This is a genomic window from Microbacterium sp. NPDC088619, assembly GCF_044752825.1.
GTDB lineage: Bacteria > Actinomycetota > Actinomycetes > Actinomycetales > Microbacteriaceae > Microbacterium.
The window spans coordinates 1673705-1688864 of the sequence record NZ_JBIVLZ010000001.1 but is presented as its reverse complement, the minus strand read 5'-3'; the positions used below and the strand labels follow the sequence as shown (position 1 = coordinate 1688864).

The 15160-nt window shown below is 68.2% G+C and carries 12 protein-coding genes; 9 read left to right on the top strand and 3 right to left on the bottom strand.

Features of this window, described 5'->3' with window-relative positions; genetic code table 11:
* Nucleotides 1-40: 40 nt before the first annotated feature.
* On the bottom strand, nt 41-1327 hold the full coding sequence (gene xylB, locus ACIP5T_RS08355) for a xylulokinase (RefSeq protein ID WP_400862233.1): 1287 nt from the start codon (nt 1325-1327) through the stop codon (nt 41-43).
* 5 nt (nt 1328-1332) lie between these two features.
* Entirely contained in the window at nt 1333-2520 is a 1188-nt protein-coding gene (gene xylA / locus ACIP5T_RS08350) for a xylose isomerase (RefSeq protein ID WP_400862231.1), read from the bottom strand.
* A gap of 86 nt (nt 2521-2606) precedes the next feature.
* Between xylA and ACIP5T_RS08345 the strand changes: the two genes are divergently transcribed.
* The 4 genes from ACIP5T_RS08345 (at nt 2607) to ACIP5T_RS08330 (ending at nt 6331) form a co-directional block, all read left to right on the top strand.
* On the top strand, nt 2607-3776 hold the full coding sequence (locus ACIP5T_RS08345) for an ROK family protein (RefSeq protein WP_400862230.1): 1170 nt from the start codon (nt 2607-2609) through the stop codon (nt 3774-3776).
* 88 nt (nt 3777-3864) lie between these two features.
* Nucleotides 3865-4728: a GyrI-like domain-containing protein gene (locus ACIP5T_RS08340; protein ID WP_400862228.1), complete on the top strand. Its 864-nt coding sequence runs from the start codon at nt 3865-3867 to the stop codon at nt 4726-4728.
* A gap of 108 nt (nt 4729-4836) precedes the next feature.
* A complete protein-coding gene (locus tag ACIP5T_RS08335) occupies nt 4837-5469 on the top strand; it encodes a GyrI-like domain-containing protein (protein ID WP_400862226.1) in 633 nt (210 codons plus the stop codon).
* A gap of 64 nt (nt 5470-5533) precedes the next feature.
* Nucleotides 5534-6331 carry a DUF1206 domain-containing protein gene (locus ACIP5T_RS08330; RefSeq protein WP_400862224.1) on the top strand — a complete coding sequence of 266 codons (798 nt, stop codon included), beginning with the start codon at nt 5534-5536 and terminating at the stop codon, nt 6329-6331.
* A 9-nt stretch (nt 6332-6340) separates the two neighbouring features.
* Here ACIP5T_RS08330 and ACIP5T_RS08325 read toward each other — a convergent pair whose 3' ends face one another.
* Nucleotides 6341-6988: a LysE family translocator gene (locus ACIP5T_RS08325; protein WP_400862222.1), complete on the bottom strand. Its 648-nt coding sequence runs from the start codon at nt 6986-6988 to the stop codon at nt 6341-6343.
* A 210-nt stretch (nt 6989-7198) separates the two neighbouring features.
* On the opposite strand from ACIP5T_RS08325, the gene ACIP5T_RS08320 reads away from it, so the two are divergent.
* The 5 genes from ACIP5T_RS08320 (at nt 7199) to ACIP5T_RS08300 (ending at nt 15160) form a co-directional block, all read left to right on the top strand.
* Nucleotides 7199-9724 carry a SpaA isopeptide-forming pilin-related protein gene (locus tag ACIP5T_RS08320; RefSeq protein WP_400862220.1) on the top strand — a complete coding sequence of 842 codons (2526 nt, stop codon included), beginning with the start codon at nt 7199-7201 and terminating at the stop codon, nt 9722-9724.
* A 66-nt stretch (nt 9725-9790) separates the two neighbouring features.
* Nucleotides 9791-11272, top strand: coding sequence for a SpaH/EbpB family LPXTG-anchored major pilin (locus ACIP5T_RS08315; RefSeq protein ID WP_400862218.1), 1482 nt, complete (start codon nt 9791-9793; stop codon nt 11270-11272).
* Nucleotides 11273-11383: 111 nt separating this feature from the next.
* Nucleotides 11384-12346 carry a class C sortase gene (locus ACIP5T_RS08310; RefSeq protein WP_400862217.1) on the top strand — a complete coding sequence of 321 codons (963 nt, stop codon included), beginning with the start codon at nt 11384-11386 and terminating at the stop codon, nt 12344-12346.
* Nucleotides 12343-12936 (top strand): hypothetical protein, encoded by a 594-nt coding sequence (locus ACIP5T_RS08305; RefSeq protein ID WP_400862214.1) that lies wholly within the window; start codon nt 12343-12345, stop codon nt 12934-12936. The genes ACIP5T_RS08310 and ACIP5T_RS08305 overlap by 4 nt, the downstream gene beginning before the upstream one ends.
* A 259-nt stretch (nt 12937-13195) precedes the next feature.
* A complete protein-coding gene (locus ACIP5T_RS08300) occupies nt 13196-15160 on the top strand; it encodes a sigma-70 family RNA polymerase sigma factor (protein ID WP_400862212.1) in 1965 nt (654 codons plus the stop codon).

The following is a 15160-nucleotide window of genomic DNA, read 5'->3' as shown; positions in this document are numbered from 1 at the left end:
ACAAGGAGATCTCCTCCCGACGGGGTGCACTTCTGCAGGCTCAGCCGACGAGCTGTGCCGCCTGGCGGGCGGCGCCGAGCGCGACGTACTCGCCGGGCTCCGGCACCTCGATGGGGAGGCCCAGGACCTCGGGCGCGATGCGGCGCACGGCCTCGGACTGCGCGCCGCCGCCGATCAGCAGTGCTCGCTCGAGAGGGATGCCGAGGTCGCGCAGCGCGTCGAGTCCGGCGCCGAGTCCGCGGAGCATCCCTTCGACGGCTGCACGGGCCAGGTTCTCCCTGGTCGTGGAGGCGAGCGTCATCCCCGAGAGCGACGCCGTCGCATCCGGCAGGTTGGGTGTGCGTTCGCCTTCGAAGTAGGGGAGCAGCGTGAGGCCGTCCGCACCCGGTGACGCGTGCAGGGCGAGGTCGCTGAACTCGTCGTGCGTGACGCCGAGCAGCGCGGCAGTGACGTCGACGACCCGGGCCGCGTTGAGAGTGGCCACCAGCGGCAGGAAGTTGCCCGAGGCATCGGCGAACCCGGCCACGGTTCCGCTCGCGTCGCTCAGCGGGGTGGCGCTTATCGCGCACACCGTGCCGGATGTGCCGATCGACACGACCACATCACCGGGCACGGCGCCGAGTCCGAGCGCGGCACCGGCGTTGTCTCCGGCTCCGGCGCCGACGCGTCGCCCACCGGCATCCGTCGTCCATTCATCGTGCTCGAGCACCCTGGGCAGGATCGCATCGTGCCCCAGAGCGGCGACCAGCAGCTCACGGTCGTACTCGCCCGTCGACGGGTTCCAGTAGCCCGTGCCCGATGCATCCGACCGATCGGTCACCAGCTCGTCGAGCACCGGATTCTCGGGCCCGAAGCCGCGCAGGCGCCACGTCAGCCAATCGTGCGGCAGAGCGACAGCGGCCACCCGCGCCGCGTTCTCGGGCTCGTGATCGCGCAGCCAGCGCAGCTTCGTGATCGTGAACGAGGCCACCGGGACGAGTCCGGTGCGGGAGGCCAGAGCGGATGCGCCGAACTCGGCGATCAGGTCCTGAGCCGCGCCGGCCGACCGCGTGTCGTTCCACAGCAGCGCGTCGCGGATCACCCGGCCGGATTCGTCGAGCGCGACGAGGCCGTGCTGCTGCCCGCCGATCGACCAGGCCTCGACGTCATCGAGAGAACCGGCCTCCGCGATCGCCGAGTTCAGGGCATGCCACCAGGCTTCGGGGTCGACCGACGTCCCGTCCGGGTGCGACGCGCGACCGGAGCGAATGACCGCTCCGGTCGCAGTGTCGATGACGGCGGCTTTGCACGACTGGGTCGACGAGTCGACCCCGAGAACCAGCGGCATGACGATCAGCGAGCGCCGAGCAGGTGCTCGGTCGCGAGCTGCTGCAGGCGGACGAAGCCGAAGCCCTTGCCGCCGAAGTAGGAGTCCGCGTCGAAGTCCTCGTATGCCGAGCGGTCGGCGAGGAAGTCGTCGTAGCTCTCTCCGGGGTTGAGGGTCGGCGTCGAGAGTTCGTCGACGCGGGCTGCGGCGAGCGCCTCCTGCACCTCGGGGTCGGCGCGGAATGCGGCCGCCCGCTCCTTGAGCAGCAGGTACGTGCGCATGTTGGCGGCGGCCGACTCCCACACGCCCTTCTCGTCTTCGGTGCGGCTCGGCTTGTAGTCGAAGTGGCGGGGGCCTTCGTAGGCGGGCACTCCACCGGGGCCGCCGTTCTCGAGCAGGTCGACGAGCGAGAAGGCGTTGTGCAGGTCGCCGTGACCGAACACGAGGTCCTGGTCGTACTTGATGCCGCGCTGGCCGTTGAGGTCGATGTGGAAGAGCTTGCCGTGGAACAGGGCCTGAGCGATACCCGCGGTGAAGTTGAGTCCCGCCATCTGCTCGTGCCCGACCTCGGGGTTCACGCCGACGAGTTCGGGGCGTGCGAGCGAGTCGATGAAGGCGATCGCGTGGCCGAGGGTCGGCAGCAGGATGTCGCCGCGGGGCTCGTTGGGCTTCGGCTCGATCGCGAAGCGGATGTCGTAGCCCTTGTCGGTGACGTAGTCGCCGAGCAGGTTCACGGCCTCGCGGTAGCGCTCGAGCGCCTGGCGGATGTCCTTGGCGGAGTCGTACTCGGCGCCCTCGCGGCCACCCCACATGACGAAGGTCTTCGCGCCGAGCTCTGCGCCGAGATCGAGCTGACGGAACACCTTGCGCAGGGCGTAGCGGCGCACGTCGCGGTCGTTCGAGGTGAAGCCGCCGTCCTTGAAGATCGGCGCGCTGAAGAGGTTGGTGGTCACCATCGGCACCACGAGACCGGTGTCGTCGAGAGCACCCTTGAGCCGATCGATCTGCGTCTGGCGCTCGGCGTCGGTCGAGCCGAAGGCGAACAGGTCGTCGTCGTGGAAGGTCAGGCCGTATGCGCCGAGTTCGGCGAGCTTCTCGACGGCATGCACCACGTCGAGCGAGGGGCGGGTGGGGCCGCCGAACGGGTCGGCGCCGTTGTAGCCGACGGTCCACAGGCCGAAGGAGAACTTGTCGTCACGGGTGGGAGTGGGCATGTCTGCTCCTGTGCAGGTCAGCGAATAAGTTGTGGTTGACAACATATCTCATGACAGGAGCTCCGTCCACCCCCTACAGTGAAGGGATGCCGTCGCAGTCGAGCCCCGCGCTGGGCACCCGCCCACACAATCTCTCCCTCATCCTGCGGCTCGTGCACGAGAACGGCGCCCAGTCGAGAGCGGCTCTCACCGAGCAGACGGGGCTCAACCGCTCGACGATCGCCGACCTCGTCGCCGAGCTCGTCAGGCGGGGTCTGGTCGACGAGCGGGTCCCCGACGTCGCCGGTCGCGTGGGTCGACCCTCGCCGGTCGTGACGGCCTCGGCTCGCGTCGTCGCCATCGCGGTGAACCCGGAGGTCGACGCGATCGAGATCGCCGCGGTCGGCCTCGACCGCAGCATCCTCGTGCGCGAGCGCCTGCCGAACGAGACCGTGCCGACACCCGCAGTCGTCGTGGCGACCATCGCCGAGCGCATCGCCGCGTGGCGCGTGGGGCCGCTCGCGGACGTGCGGATCGCGGCTGTCGGAATCGCCGTGCCCGGTCTCGTGCGCACCTCCGACGGAGTCGTGCGCAACGCACCCCATCTGGGCTGGACCGACGTGCCGCTCGCCGACCTCGTCGGCACGGCGACGTCGTCTGCGGCCTTCGTCGACAATGACGCGACGCTCGGGGCGATCGCGGAGCACCGCTATGGCGCAGGCCGGGGGATCGACGACGTCGTCTATCTGAACGGCGGCGCGTCCGGCATCGGCGGCGGGCTGATCGTGAACGGCAAGCCGGTCGCGGGTGCGGGCGGATACGCGGGGGAGTTCGGTCAGAACAGGCCGCGGATCTCCGCGGACGCCGATCGACGCACCGCCGACGGCGTGCTCGAAGCAGAGGTGAGTCGCCGACTGCTGCTCGACGCGGTGGGCCTCGATGCGGCTGACGACGAGATGCTCGAGGTCGAGCTGTCGGAGTCCGAATCGGGCGTGGTGGCCGACGAGATCACACGTCAGGCGCGTGTGCTCGCGGGGGCGCTGGCCAACGCCGTGAACGTGCTGAATCCTGCTCTCGTGGTGCTGGGCGGATTCCTGGCCACGCTCGCCGACCTGCGGGCGGATCAGATCGCCGACGATGTGAAGGCGCTCGCGATGTCGGAGAGCGCAGAGGCACTGGAGATCCGTCCTGCCGCTCTCGGCGCCGACCGGCTGCTGATCGGCGCGGCCGAACTGGCCTTCGCAGACCTGCTCGCTGATCCGGGGGAGCGCAGCTGACCGGTCGAGGCCGCTGATCGGATCCGACGCGGAAAGTCGGGTCACGGGTCGCCCTCGGACCGCACGATGGTGAGGAAAGGAGGACCCCATGATCGGAACGCTCAACGCACTGGTCGATCTCGTCGAGGCGGGCACCGCAGACGAGGTCGATGTCGCCGGATTCGCTCGGGTTCACGGGACGACCGAGTACCACCTGCGGCGGATGTTCTCGGCTCTGGCCGGAATGCCGCTGTCCGAGTACGTCCGCCGTCGCCGGATGACGCTCGCCGCGGCGGAACTCGCCGCGGGAGCCCCGAACGTGCTCGATGTCGCGGTGCGACACGGATACGGGTCGATCGAGGCTTTCGGTCGCGCCTTCCGTGCCGTGCACGGGATCGGCCCGGTCGATGCGCGCCGAGACGGGGGTCCTCTCCGCACACAACCCACGCTCCGGTTCCGCCTGAGCGTCGAAGGGAGCATCCAGATGGACGTCACCATCACCACCACCCCCGAGCTCGTGCTCGTCGGCCATGCCGCGCGAGTGCCGCTCATCCATGAGGGCGCGAACCCTCACATCCAGGCGCACATCGCGTCGATCGCGCCGCAGGAGCACGCGAGGCTCAAGGCGCTGAGCGATGCGCAGCCTGCGGGCATCCTGGCCGTGACCGGCGATATCGCTCCGGATGCCGCGGAAGGGACCGAGCTCACGTATCTGCACGGCGTCTCCGTGCAGCCGACGACTGCCGTTCCCGGCGACCTCGATGTCATCAGGGTCGAGGCGGGCGCGTGGGCGGTCTTCGCCGCGTCCGGGCCGTTCCCCGAGACCCTGCAGACCCTCTGGGCGGCCACGGCGACCGAGTGGTTCCCGTCGAATCCCTGGCGGCTGCGTCCTGGCCCGTCTATCGTCCGGTACCTCGAGTTCACCGGCTCGCATGCGTCGTGCGAGCTCTGGCTCGCGGTCGAGCCCGCCTGAGCACGATCGGGTGGGTGGTGCGGATGATGCACCGCCCACCGGATGTCCGCTGCGCGTGCGACACTGTGGCGACGGTCGGATGCCGATGCCGCCGCGAGAGGATCTGCGATGGCGCTCGACCCCAAGAAGACCCTCGACGCCTACAGGGCGAAGCGCGGTGAGTTCCGCATCCTCGATGTTCCCCCGATGCAATACCTGATGGTCGACGGCGCGGGTGATCCCAACAGTGCCCAGGCGTATCAGGATGCGGTGTCCGCACTCTTCCCCCTCGCCTACACGCTCAAGTTCGCGAGCAGGGCGCAGCTCGGGATCGACACGGTCGTGATGCCGCTCGAGGGGCAGTGGCACGCGCCCGACATGGAATCGTTCACATCGCGCCGCGACAAGTCGGCGTGGCAGTGGACGCTCATGATCATGGTGCCGGAGCACATCACCCACGAGATGTTCGATCAGGCGACCGACTCGGTCGAGGCGAAGCTCGCGAAGAAGAAGCAGCCTTCGCCCGCACTGCGCTCTGTGCGGCTCGAGACTCTCGATGAAGGCCTGTGCGTGCAGACCCTTCATGTCGGCTCATACGACGATGAGGCCCCGGTGCTCGACGAACTGCACCACCGGTTCATCCCCGAGAACGGTCTGGCGATGACGGGACTGCATCACGAGATCTACCTCAGCGATGTCAGGCGCGTCGAACCGGCGAAGCTCCGAACGATCCTGCGTCAACCTGTCGAGCGCACCGGCTGAGCGGCACCGAGCGCGCTCGCGCAACCCCTCTGCCGTTCTTCGTACCGGGCGATATCCTGCTCGGATGACCTCAGCGAAGGGTGCCGCGCGCACGGCGCAGCGATCCGATGCATTCCGGCGCGCGGCGCGGGCGGGCTTCGTCGTGGTCGGCCTCGTGCACATCATCATCGGGGCGATCGCCGTCTCGATCGCCACGGGCGGTGGCGGGGATGCCGATCAGGACGGGGCGATGGAGCAGATCCGCTCCACGCCCGTCGGCGGACTGGTCCTCGGGGTGGTGGCGGTGGCGCTGATCGCGCTGGCCGTGTGGCAGGTCGCCAGCGGTCTCCTCGCCGGCGGCAAGGAGCCCCGCAAGTGGGGGATGAGGGTGAAGCTGATCGGCATCGCGGGCGCGTACCTCGTGATCGCCGGGCTGGCGCTGATCTTCGCCTTCGGAGGGCATGTCGAGTCCGAGACGACGCTGCGCACTCTCAGCGCGGTGATCCTCGGCGCGCCAGGCGGAATCGTGCTGCTCATCCTCCTCGGACTCACCGTGGCGGGTGTGGGAGTCGGTTTCATCGTCATCGGATTCACCCGAGGCTTCGAGAAGACGATGGATGTTCCGGACGGGCCCTCGCGGCCCGGGATCATCGCCCTCGGCGTCGCGGGCTATATCGCCAAGGGAATCGCGATCACGACGACCGGGTTGCTCTTCGTCGTCGCCGCGTGGACCCAGGATCCCGAGAAGGCGGCGGGCCTCGACGGTGCCCTGCGGAGTCTGATCGACCTGCCCCAGGGGCGTGCGATCCTGTGGCTCGTCGGGGTCGGACTCGCGATCTACGGCGTCTTCTCGATGGTTCGCGCGCGCTTTGCCCGGATGTGACGTCCGGGCTCAGCCGTTCGCGGGCTTCTCGCTCCACAGCAGAAGGAACGCGCCGAGCCCGATCATGAGCCCGCCTCCGGTGGCGCTCATGGCCTCGATGCGACGAGGGGATCGACCGAACCACTCTCGCGCACCGCTGGCGAGCAGCACCCAGATCGCATCGCACGCGACACCGATCGCGACGACGATCGCGCCGAGCACGAAGAGCTGCATCGGCACCGAGCCCGCGTGCAGGTCGACGAACTGAGGAAGGATCGCCAGGAAGAAGGCGATCGACTTGGGGTTGGTGACGCCGACCACGAAACCCTCACCGAGCAGCCGCGCGCCTGACCGCCTCGCCACCGCCCCGATCATCGTGGCCGCGGCATCCTTGCGGTGCCTGATCGCCTGGATGCCGAGGAACACCAGGTAGCCGGCACCGAGCACCTTCACGATGGTGAAGAGCACGATCGACTGGGCCACCACCGTGCCCACGCCCAGCGCGACGGCCACGACGAGCACGATCGACCCCAGCGCCGTGCCCAGGATGCTGAGGAATCCGCCGAGCCGCCCCAGGGCCATAGCTCTGCCGATCGTGAACAGCACCGTAGGCCCGGGGATGACGACCATGACGAACGCGGCAACGACGAAGGTCGCGAGGGTCTGGGCGCTGAACATGGTGCGAGCTTAGAGCAGGCCTGCGGAGACCTATCCGAAAGTTTTTCTCGCGCCCGTCATAAAAAGTGCGCGTCGGGGTCTGGGTATGTGACGGGCAGCTTCTGCTTCCTGTATCGCACTGGGGACACACACGACTTTTGGGGACAGGCATCCGCCTCTCGCTCTCCGCCGTATTCGGCGGGCCGAGGGCATGCCGGGATAGGGACATTCATGAGCATTCGCTCGCACCACCGCACGACGGAGCGGTCACCACGCTCCGCAGTCGCGCCTCGCCGACGGGCGATCACGCGGCTGCTCGGCGTGCTCGCCATCGCCGGCGTGCTCGTCACCGGAGCGACGCTCGCCCCCAACAGCGGAATCACGGCCGCGGCGACGGTGCCCGGCACGCCGGGAACGCCTCAGGCCGGCACCCCCGTCTACACCGAGGACTTCTCGAACCAGAGCGCAGCACTCGCCGCGCGCTCGATCACCACCTACACCGGTGGTGCGGCAGCGGCGAACTCGACATACACGGCCTCGACGCAGTACACCCCGGCCGGTAACCAGTGCAACGGCTGGATCATGAGCGGTGCGACTCCGACAGCACCGATCACCGACCTGGGCTGCCTCAACAACGTCAGCACGACGTGGACGACTCTGCAGCAGATGGCTCGTGCGCTCGGAGTGGCGCAGGGCCAGACGACGACGCAGGCCGCGACCAACCAGGTGCTGACGTCGTACACGAATGCGACGAACGGAGCGATCGCCGCGGGCACGCAGTTCCGCACGGTCAACACCATCCCGGCCATCGGCGGTCACTACTACGCGGTCTCCGCATACTTCGCGGCGGTCAACTGCCCCGCAGCCGGCGGAGCGAACCAGCCCAAGGAGACCTTCAGCCTCCTCGTGAACGGCACCCCGATCACCCTGAGCACCGGACTGAACCCGTGCACGAACAACACGGTGTGGGAGACGCAGATCGCGAAGCTGCAGTCGGCTGCCTACCAGGTGCCCGTCGGAACCACGGCGAACCTCGGTCTGATGCTCTACAACGCGACGGCCACCGGCGCGGGCAACGACGTCGCCTTCGACCTGCCGCAGATCGTCGATGTGACCCCGCAGCTCGACAAGGCGTTCAGCCCGACCGTGATCACCAACGGCTCGACCTCGAAGATGACGCTGACCGTCACGAACACGACCGACCTGATGGCCAAGAGCGACTGGACCATCACCGACGCGCTGCCGACGAACCTCAAGATCGCGGCGGCCCCGAACGTCGGTGGCACCTGCACGCAGCGCACCGGTGCCGCTTACGTGGTCACGGCGCCGGCAGGCGGAACCTCGGTGTCGGTCACCGGTGGTGACCTCGCCCTCGGCCAGGCATCGTGCACGATCACGGTCGATGTCACCTCTACGGTCAACGGCACGTACATCAACGGCCCCGCCAACATCACGACGAACCTGAACCCGCCGGCCAACGCCTCGCTCGAGGTCATCCAGCCGTCGATCGACATCGTGAAGAGCATCACCGCCGTGAACGGCGTCGCCGTGACCAGCGACACCGACCCCGACAAGGTGTATTCCAAGGTCGGCGACGTCATCACCTACTCCTTCGTGGCGACGAACACGACTCCCAAGGCGCCGACGAACACCACGCTCAACACGAACCTCACGAACGTGCGCATCACCGAGGACGCGTTCTCCGGCGTGGGCGACATGACGGCTCTGTCGTGCACACCGACGCAGGGCTCCACGCTCGCCAGCGGAGCGAAGATGACCTGCACGGCCACGTATGTAGTGCAGCAGAGCGACCTCGACAACGCTCCGCTGACGAACGTCGCACGCGCCACCGGAACCCCGACCGCGGGGCCGAACGTCACCGACACCGACGACGAGATCATCCCGGCCACCTGGAAGCCCGCACTCGTGCTCGACAAGACGGCTTCGGTCGTCGACGTCGACCAGGATGGCGTGACCGGGCTCGGCGACCACATCATGTACGCGTTCACGGTCACCAACACCGGAAACATCACGGTCGCGAACATCACCGTGGTCGATGACCGCCTGACGCAGCGCAACATCACCGTCACCTGCACGCCCACGACGATCGCACCGACCCAGGTCTCGACGTGCGCAGCGAATGCGCCGTACGTCATCGGCCAGGCCGATGTCGACGCGAAGAAGGTCATCAACACGGCCTACTCCACGGGAACCGACCCCAAGGGCGGCCCGGTGCGTTCGAACAACGACAGCACCGAGACGCCCGTCGAGCCGTTCCGCATCCCGTTGAAGATCGAGAAGGTCGGCGAATCGGGCGCGAACACCTGGGTGCGCATGGACGGCTCCTCGTTCGCCGTGCTCGCCGACGCCAACGGTGAGCCCGGTACGGCCCTGCCCTTCACGATCAACGGTGTCGAGACCGGACTGTTCCAGATCGACAGCATCCCGGCCGGCACCTACTGGTTGAGCGAGCTGACGGCACCCGACGGGTTCAGCCTGCTCGCGGCTCCGGTGAAGTTCATCATCAACCCCGACCGCACCGTGAGCGTCACTGCTGGCGGCGACGAGGCGGTGACCGCCTCCGGGCAGATCATCACGGTGCGCGATGTTCCGGCGCTGACCCTTCCGACCACCGGCGGGACGGGCGCTCTGCCCTACATCCTCGCCGGATCCCTGACCGTGCTCGGCGCGGGCGGGCTGGCCCTCTGGGTCCGCCGACGCAACGCACGCACCGAGACCAACGACCCGCAGATCTGATCTGCACTTCACAAAACCACCACCTGTAACCCACCAGGGCGACCTGGCCACCTAGAGAGAGACACAGTGAACACTCCCAACAACGGACGCGGTTCCCGCGTCGCGGCAGGTCTGCTCGTCGCAGGCGTCGCCGCGCTGACCCTCGCAGCGCCCGCAAGCGCTGCGACGCCCAACCTCGTCGACCCGGACGCCGTCGGCTCGCTGACGATCCACAAGTTCGAGGCACCCGAGACGCCGACCGGCCTGCCCAACGACGGCACCGAGCAGAACGTCGCACTGGCACCGCTGCCGGGCGTGGGCTTCACGGTCTACAAGGTCGACACGATCGACCTGACCAGCAACCAGGGGTGGGTCGACGCGAACGACCTCGCCGACCTGAACCCCGACAGCGTCGCCGACATCACGGCTGCCGGATACACGGCCAGCGCGATCGGCGGTCAGACCCTGACCGATGCCAACGGTGAGATCGCTCTGGCGAACCTCGACCTCGGCCTCTACTTCGTGGTCGAGACCGCTCCGCTCGCGGGCTCGACCGGTGTGGCCCCGTTCCTCGTGACGGTCCCGCTGACCGACCCGGCCGATGACAGCACCTGGCTGTACGACGTGCACGTCTACCCGAAGAACGCGCTCACCGAGGCGACCAAGACCGTCGAGGACTCGGCCGACATCAAGCTCGGCGACGAGATCGACTTCACCATCACGGGTGACATCCCGAACGTGGCCGTCATCGACGGATACAAGATCGTCGACACGCTCGACGCCAAGCTCGACTACGTGAGCGCCGCTGTGTCGCTCGTCGACGGAACCCCGCTCGCCGCGGGCGACTACACGGTCGTCCACGACACCGCGACCAACGCCGTCACGGTCGAGTTCACCGCCTCCGGTCTCGCAGTGCTCGCGGCTCACCCCGCGACGCAGGTGCAGGTCATCGTCACCGCCGAGGTCAACACGGTCGGCGAGATCGCCAACACGGCAGTCCTCTACCCGAACGCCGGTTCATTCACCGTCGCACCGGGCGAGCCCGGCGGACCCACGGTCACCCCTGAGGTCATCACCAAGTGGGGCGACATCACTGTCGAGAAGACCGACAAGGCCGGCGCACCGCTCACCGGCGCCGTGTTCTCGGTGTACCCGACGCAGCAGGACGCGATCGACGGCACCAACGCCATCGCTCTCGCCGGTTCGACGGAGTTCGCAGTCGCCGCTGACGGCACCGTGACCATCTCGGGTCTGCGCTACTCCGACTGGGCTGACAACGCCACGGTCGCCGTGGGCGAAGACGGCTACCAGTCGTACTGGCTCGCTGAGATCGTCGCACCCGACGGATTCGAGCTGCTCGCAGCTCCGATCGAGTTCACCGTCACCGCCGCCACCTCGGCTGTGGGCGTCGACCTCGAGGTCGTCAACGTTCCCTCGAACGCCGGCTTCACCCTGCCTCTGACCGGTGGCACCGGCACGACCCTGTTCCTCGCCGGCGGCGTCATGCTGCTCGGCGGAGCGGTCCTGCTCGCCATCCGCAGCCGCCGCAAGGCCGCAGCGCAGGCGTAACACGAAGACCGGCCGCGCGGGGGAGGTGAAGAGACTCCTTCCCCCGCGCGGCCCATTCGTTTCCACCCTCTTCAGCACCCTTCAGTACCTCCTCCGAACAGAGAGCGCAGCATGACCCTCATCGACGCGTCAACACCGGATTCTCCGGCGCGACCCTCCACGCGTGCCACCGCGCACAAGGCGCGGTGGGGATGGAGCCAGTCGATCGTCATGCTCATCGCGACCATCGGGATCGTGGTGCTCGTCTACCCGACCGCGGCCTCCTGGTTCTCCGCCTGGAGTCACGACACCGACGTCGACGGATACGTCCAGTCCGTCGAGCAGATTCCGGACGAGGCGGTCGACGAGATGCTCGCCGCCGCCGAGGAGTACAACGAGAACCTGCCGACCGGCCCGCTCCGCGACCCGTATGCACTCGGTGCAGACGGCCAGCAGACGGCGATCGGCGAGGGCGCGTCCGCGTACTTCGACACCCTGAGCGCCGAGGGGACCGACACCATGGCCCGGGTTCGGATTCCGAGCATCCACGTCGATCTGCCGGTCTTCCACGGCACAGACGAAGAGACTCTGTCTCGGGGCATCGGGCACCTCTACGGCTCATCACTCCCCGTGGGAGGACCGGGGACGCACTCGGTGCTCACCGGTCACAACGGCTTCGTGCAGGCGACCCTCTTCGACGACATCGACGAGCTCGTCGAGGGCGACGTCATCATCGTCAGCGCACTGGGAGAGGACCTCTACTACGAGGTCGACCAGACCAAGACCGTTCTTCCCGACGACGCGGAGGACCTGCGCCAGGTCGCCGGCAAGGACTATCTGACCCTCGTCACGTGCACGCCCACGGGCGTCAACACGCATCGTCTGCTGGTGCGCGCCGAACGCATCGACGCCCCCACCGAGGACTCCTCCGTCACCACGATCGCCGACACCACCAATCCGGCAGGATTCCCGTGGTGGGCACTGCTCGTCGTCGGGGTTCCTGCACTCACCTTCATCGTCGTGATGCCTCGGCGCACGCGCACGAAGCGCAGCAGTCGCCGTGCGACGCATCTTCCCTCCGAATCCGACTCATGACCGTCGACGTCACAGCGGACCGCATCGCCTCGAACCCATCAGATCCCGGTGAGCCCGACCCGGTCCGCCGGCCGCGGCGGCGGGTCGGTCTGCTGTTCGCGAGCATCCTGCTCGTGGGGCTGGGTGCGTCGTTCCTCTGCGTATCCGTGCTCGCTCCCGACCTGGTCGACAAGGTGACCGGCGATGTCAAGGTCTCCGTGGAGGAGACGCTCCATCAGGTGTTCTCACCCGACGAGCTCCCCGTGATCAGACTCGGGGCCGAGGGCGGGATGGTCGAGCTCGACCACTGCGACGGCACCTTCACCGAGATGGTCAGCTACCGGATCGACGACGTGCTTCCGCTCTTCGCCGCGCACAACAACTGCGGCGGTGACGTGATCCTCGGATGGGAACTCGGTCAGCGCGTCATGGTGGAGGGCTCGGACATCGTCTACGAGGTCGTCGAGGAGAGGCACACCCCGAAGTGGTCGGACGTCGAGGCGCTCGCCGGCATGACGGGCGAGTTCATGGTGCAGACCTGCTTCTACGGCGAGAACAAGATGCGCTTCCTTTCTCTCGCGCCGGTGGGCCCGGCGGCGAGCGCCGGCTGATGTGCCTCTCGTCGATGAATTCAGGCAGGCACCGTCACATTTTCGGGTCATTCCGGTCTTGTAGGTATGGCCATCGGCCTCGCGTCGGGTTCCCGGCCGACGCCCGCACAGCAGAGTTCGACCGCTCCCCGGCCGAACCCTCTCCCCGCGGAATCGACCCTTTCGAGAGTCGGAGGGACGAGGCATCCCCACTGCCTCGTCCCTCATCCGTCTCCGGCGCGTCGCTCGCGACGCCGAGCCTGACAGCGACGGGAGCATCATGATCCTCGGCACGCACTTCGACGGCGAGGACGACGTGCCATGTGAACCGTCCGACGCACAGATCATCGCGGCGGTGCGCGGCGGCGACATCGGCGACTTCGCTCTTCTCTGGCGCAGGCATGTCGAACCCGCTCGTCGCGCAGCGAGAGCGATCTCGCCGTCTTCGGATCCCGACGATCTCGTGAGCGAGGCCTTCGCATCGATACTCCGGGTGACGAAGGCCGGCGGTGGTCCGAGCGACGCCTTCCGGCCCTATCTCCTCGCCACGCTGCGCAACACTGCCGCACGATGGTCGAGGAACGGGAGCGAACTCTCTATCGACATGGTCTCGGAGCGCGACCTGTCACACGAGGGCGGCGACGTGTTCGAGCGCATCGCCGAGCGGTCCAGCATCGCCGCGGTGTTCGGCACGCTCTCGGCGCGGCATCGCACTCTGCTCTGGTATCTCGAGGTCGAGGGGATGAAGCCGAGAGAGCTCGGACCCCTGATGGGGATGACCTCGAACGCGGTCTCGGCCCTGGCCGCGCGTGCGCGCGACAGCTTCCGTCGGGCATGGCTCGAGGCGCACATTCACGACCCCAGCAGATCGGAGGACTGCCGCTGGTTCTGCGAGCGTGTCGTGGACCGGCGGGGTCGCTTCGCGACCACCGGCGACGCGGACCGCTTCAGCGAGCACATGAGCGTGTGCGGCGGATGCCGGATCGTCGCCGCAGAGATCGACACCGTTTCGCAGCGGCTGCGTTCGATCCTGCCGGCGGCGCTGCTCGGCGGCGCGGCAGCGGCGATCTACACCGGCGATGCGACGGCTGAGGCTCAGATCTCGGCGGGGTCGGGTGCGGCCGGGGCAACCATCACGCCAGACCGATCGGCGGCGTCGCTCGGGGCCGCAGCCGGAGCGCCTGTCGCGGCGCACGGAGCGGGGGCGGCGCTTCCGGCCGGAGGCTTGGCGGCGCTCGCAGCCACCGCCGTCGTCATGGTCGGCGCCGTCATCTTCGCGGGCAGCGCGTTGAGCCTGTCCACCGCGGACCCTGCTGACTCCGAACGCACCCTGTCTTTCTCCGAGTCGTCGATCGCCGGCGAGGCCGGTCCGGTCCTCGAGGATCTTCCCACGCTGTCGCCTGATTCGGACCCGACCCCCGAGCCTCAACCGCTGCCCGCACCGTCACCGGAGCCGCACCCGGTCGAGCCGCCGCAGTCGTCTTCGGAGCGGGAGGACGAGCCGGAGCGGCAACACCCGCAGGAGCAGGAGCAGGAGCAGGAGCAGGAGCAGGAGCAGGAGCAGGAGCAGGAACAGGCTGAGGAGGGTTCCGAGGGCGATCATCAGCAGGTTCCTGGCGACGGGCGCCCCCCGTCCCCGCCGGCGGTGGACCCGGGAGCGAGTCCGACCATCGACGGATCAGCGGAGACTGCACCTCCGGACGGGGCCACGGAGCTCGGCGTCACGCACTCGATGAAGCAGGGCTCGCTCGTCCCCGATCTGCTGAGAGGGATCGGCACTCCCGGTGCGGTCGTCAGAGTCACCGATGAGAACGGTGTGTTGCTCGACGCCACCGTCGTCGATGAACAGGGCGTGTTCGTGCTCGACGTGTCGGGTGAGCAGGCACACCAGGGCATGACCCTCAGTGTGAGGCAGCACGACGCCCGGACCGGGCTCACGGAGTGGGCGGAGGACATCGGGCCGCTGACCTTCGCGACGCCGACGATCGCGCCGGCGGGTCAGGATGCCTGCCCCGAGGCGCCGCTCGGGGCTGTCAGCTGTCTGCATCTGAACGCCGAGCCGAATGCGTGGGTCGAGCTGCTCGACGAACAGGGGCGGTCACGGACGGTTCGGCTTCAGGCAGACGACGACGACGGGATCGTCATCCGTTCCGGAGCTGATGAGCCCTTCGTCGCGGCCCGATACTTCGACCCCACGACCAAGCGCGCCGGTGTCACCGTCCTCCTGCCCGCGGCGATCGAGTGA

Excerpts from the sequence above, each read along its gene's own strand:
- xylB (WP_400862233.1), bottom strand. The coding sequence starts at position 1,327 with ATGCCGCTGGTTCTCGGGGTCGACTCGTCGACCCAGTCGTGCAAAGCC.
- xylA (WP_400862231.1), bottom strand. The coding sequence starts at position 2,520 with ATGCCCACTCCCACCCGTGACGACAAGTTCTCCTTCGGCCTGTGGACC.
- ACIP5T_RS08345 (WP_400862230.1), top strand. The coding sequence starts at position 2,607 with ATGCCGTCGCAGTCGAGCCCCGCGCTGGGCACCCGCCCACACAATCTC.
- ACIP5T_RS08340 (WP_400862228.1), top strand. The coding sequence starts at position 3,865 with ATGATCGGAACGCTCAACGCACTGGTCGATCTCGTCGAGGCGGGCACC.
- ACIP5T_RS08335 (WP_400862226.1), top strand. The coding sequence starts at position 4,837 with ATGGCGCTCGACCCCAAGAAGACCCTCGACGCCTACAGGGCGAAGCGC.
- ACIP5T_RS08330 (WP_400862224.1), top strand. The coding sequence starts at position 5,534 with ATGACCTCAGCGAAGGGTGCCGCGCGCACGGCGCAGCGATCCGATGCA.
- ACIP5T_RS08325 (WP_400862222.1), bottom strand. The coding sequence starts at position 6,988 with ATGTTCAGCGCCCAGACCCTCGCGACCTTCGTCGTTGCCGCGTTCGTC.
- ACIP5T_RS08320 (WP_400862220.1), top strand. The coding sequence starts at position 7,199 with ATGAGCATTCGCTCGCACCACCGCACGACGGAGCGGTCACCACGCTCC.
- ACIP5T_RS08310 (WP_400862217.1), top strand. The coding sequence starts at position 11,384 with ATGACCCTCATCGACGCGTCAACACCGGATTCTCCGGCGCGACCCTCC.
- ACIP5T_RS08305 (WP_400862214.1), top strand. The coding sequence starts at position 12,343 with ATGACCGTCGACGTCACAGCGGACCGCATCGCCTCGAACCCATCAGAT.
- ACIP5T_RS08300 (WP_400862212.1), top strand. The coding sequence starts at position 13,196 with ATGATCCTCGGCACGCACTTCGACGGCGAGGACGACGTGCCATGTGAA.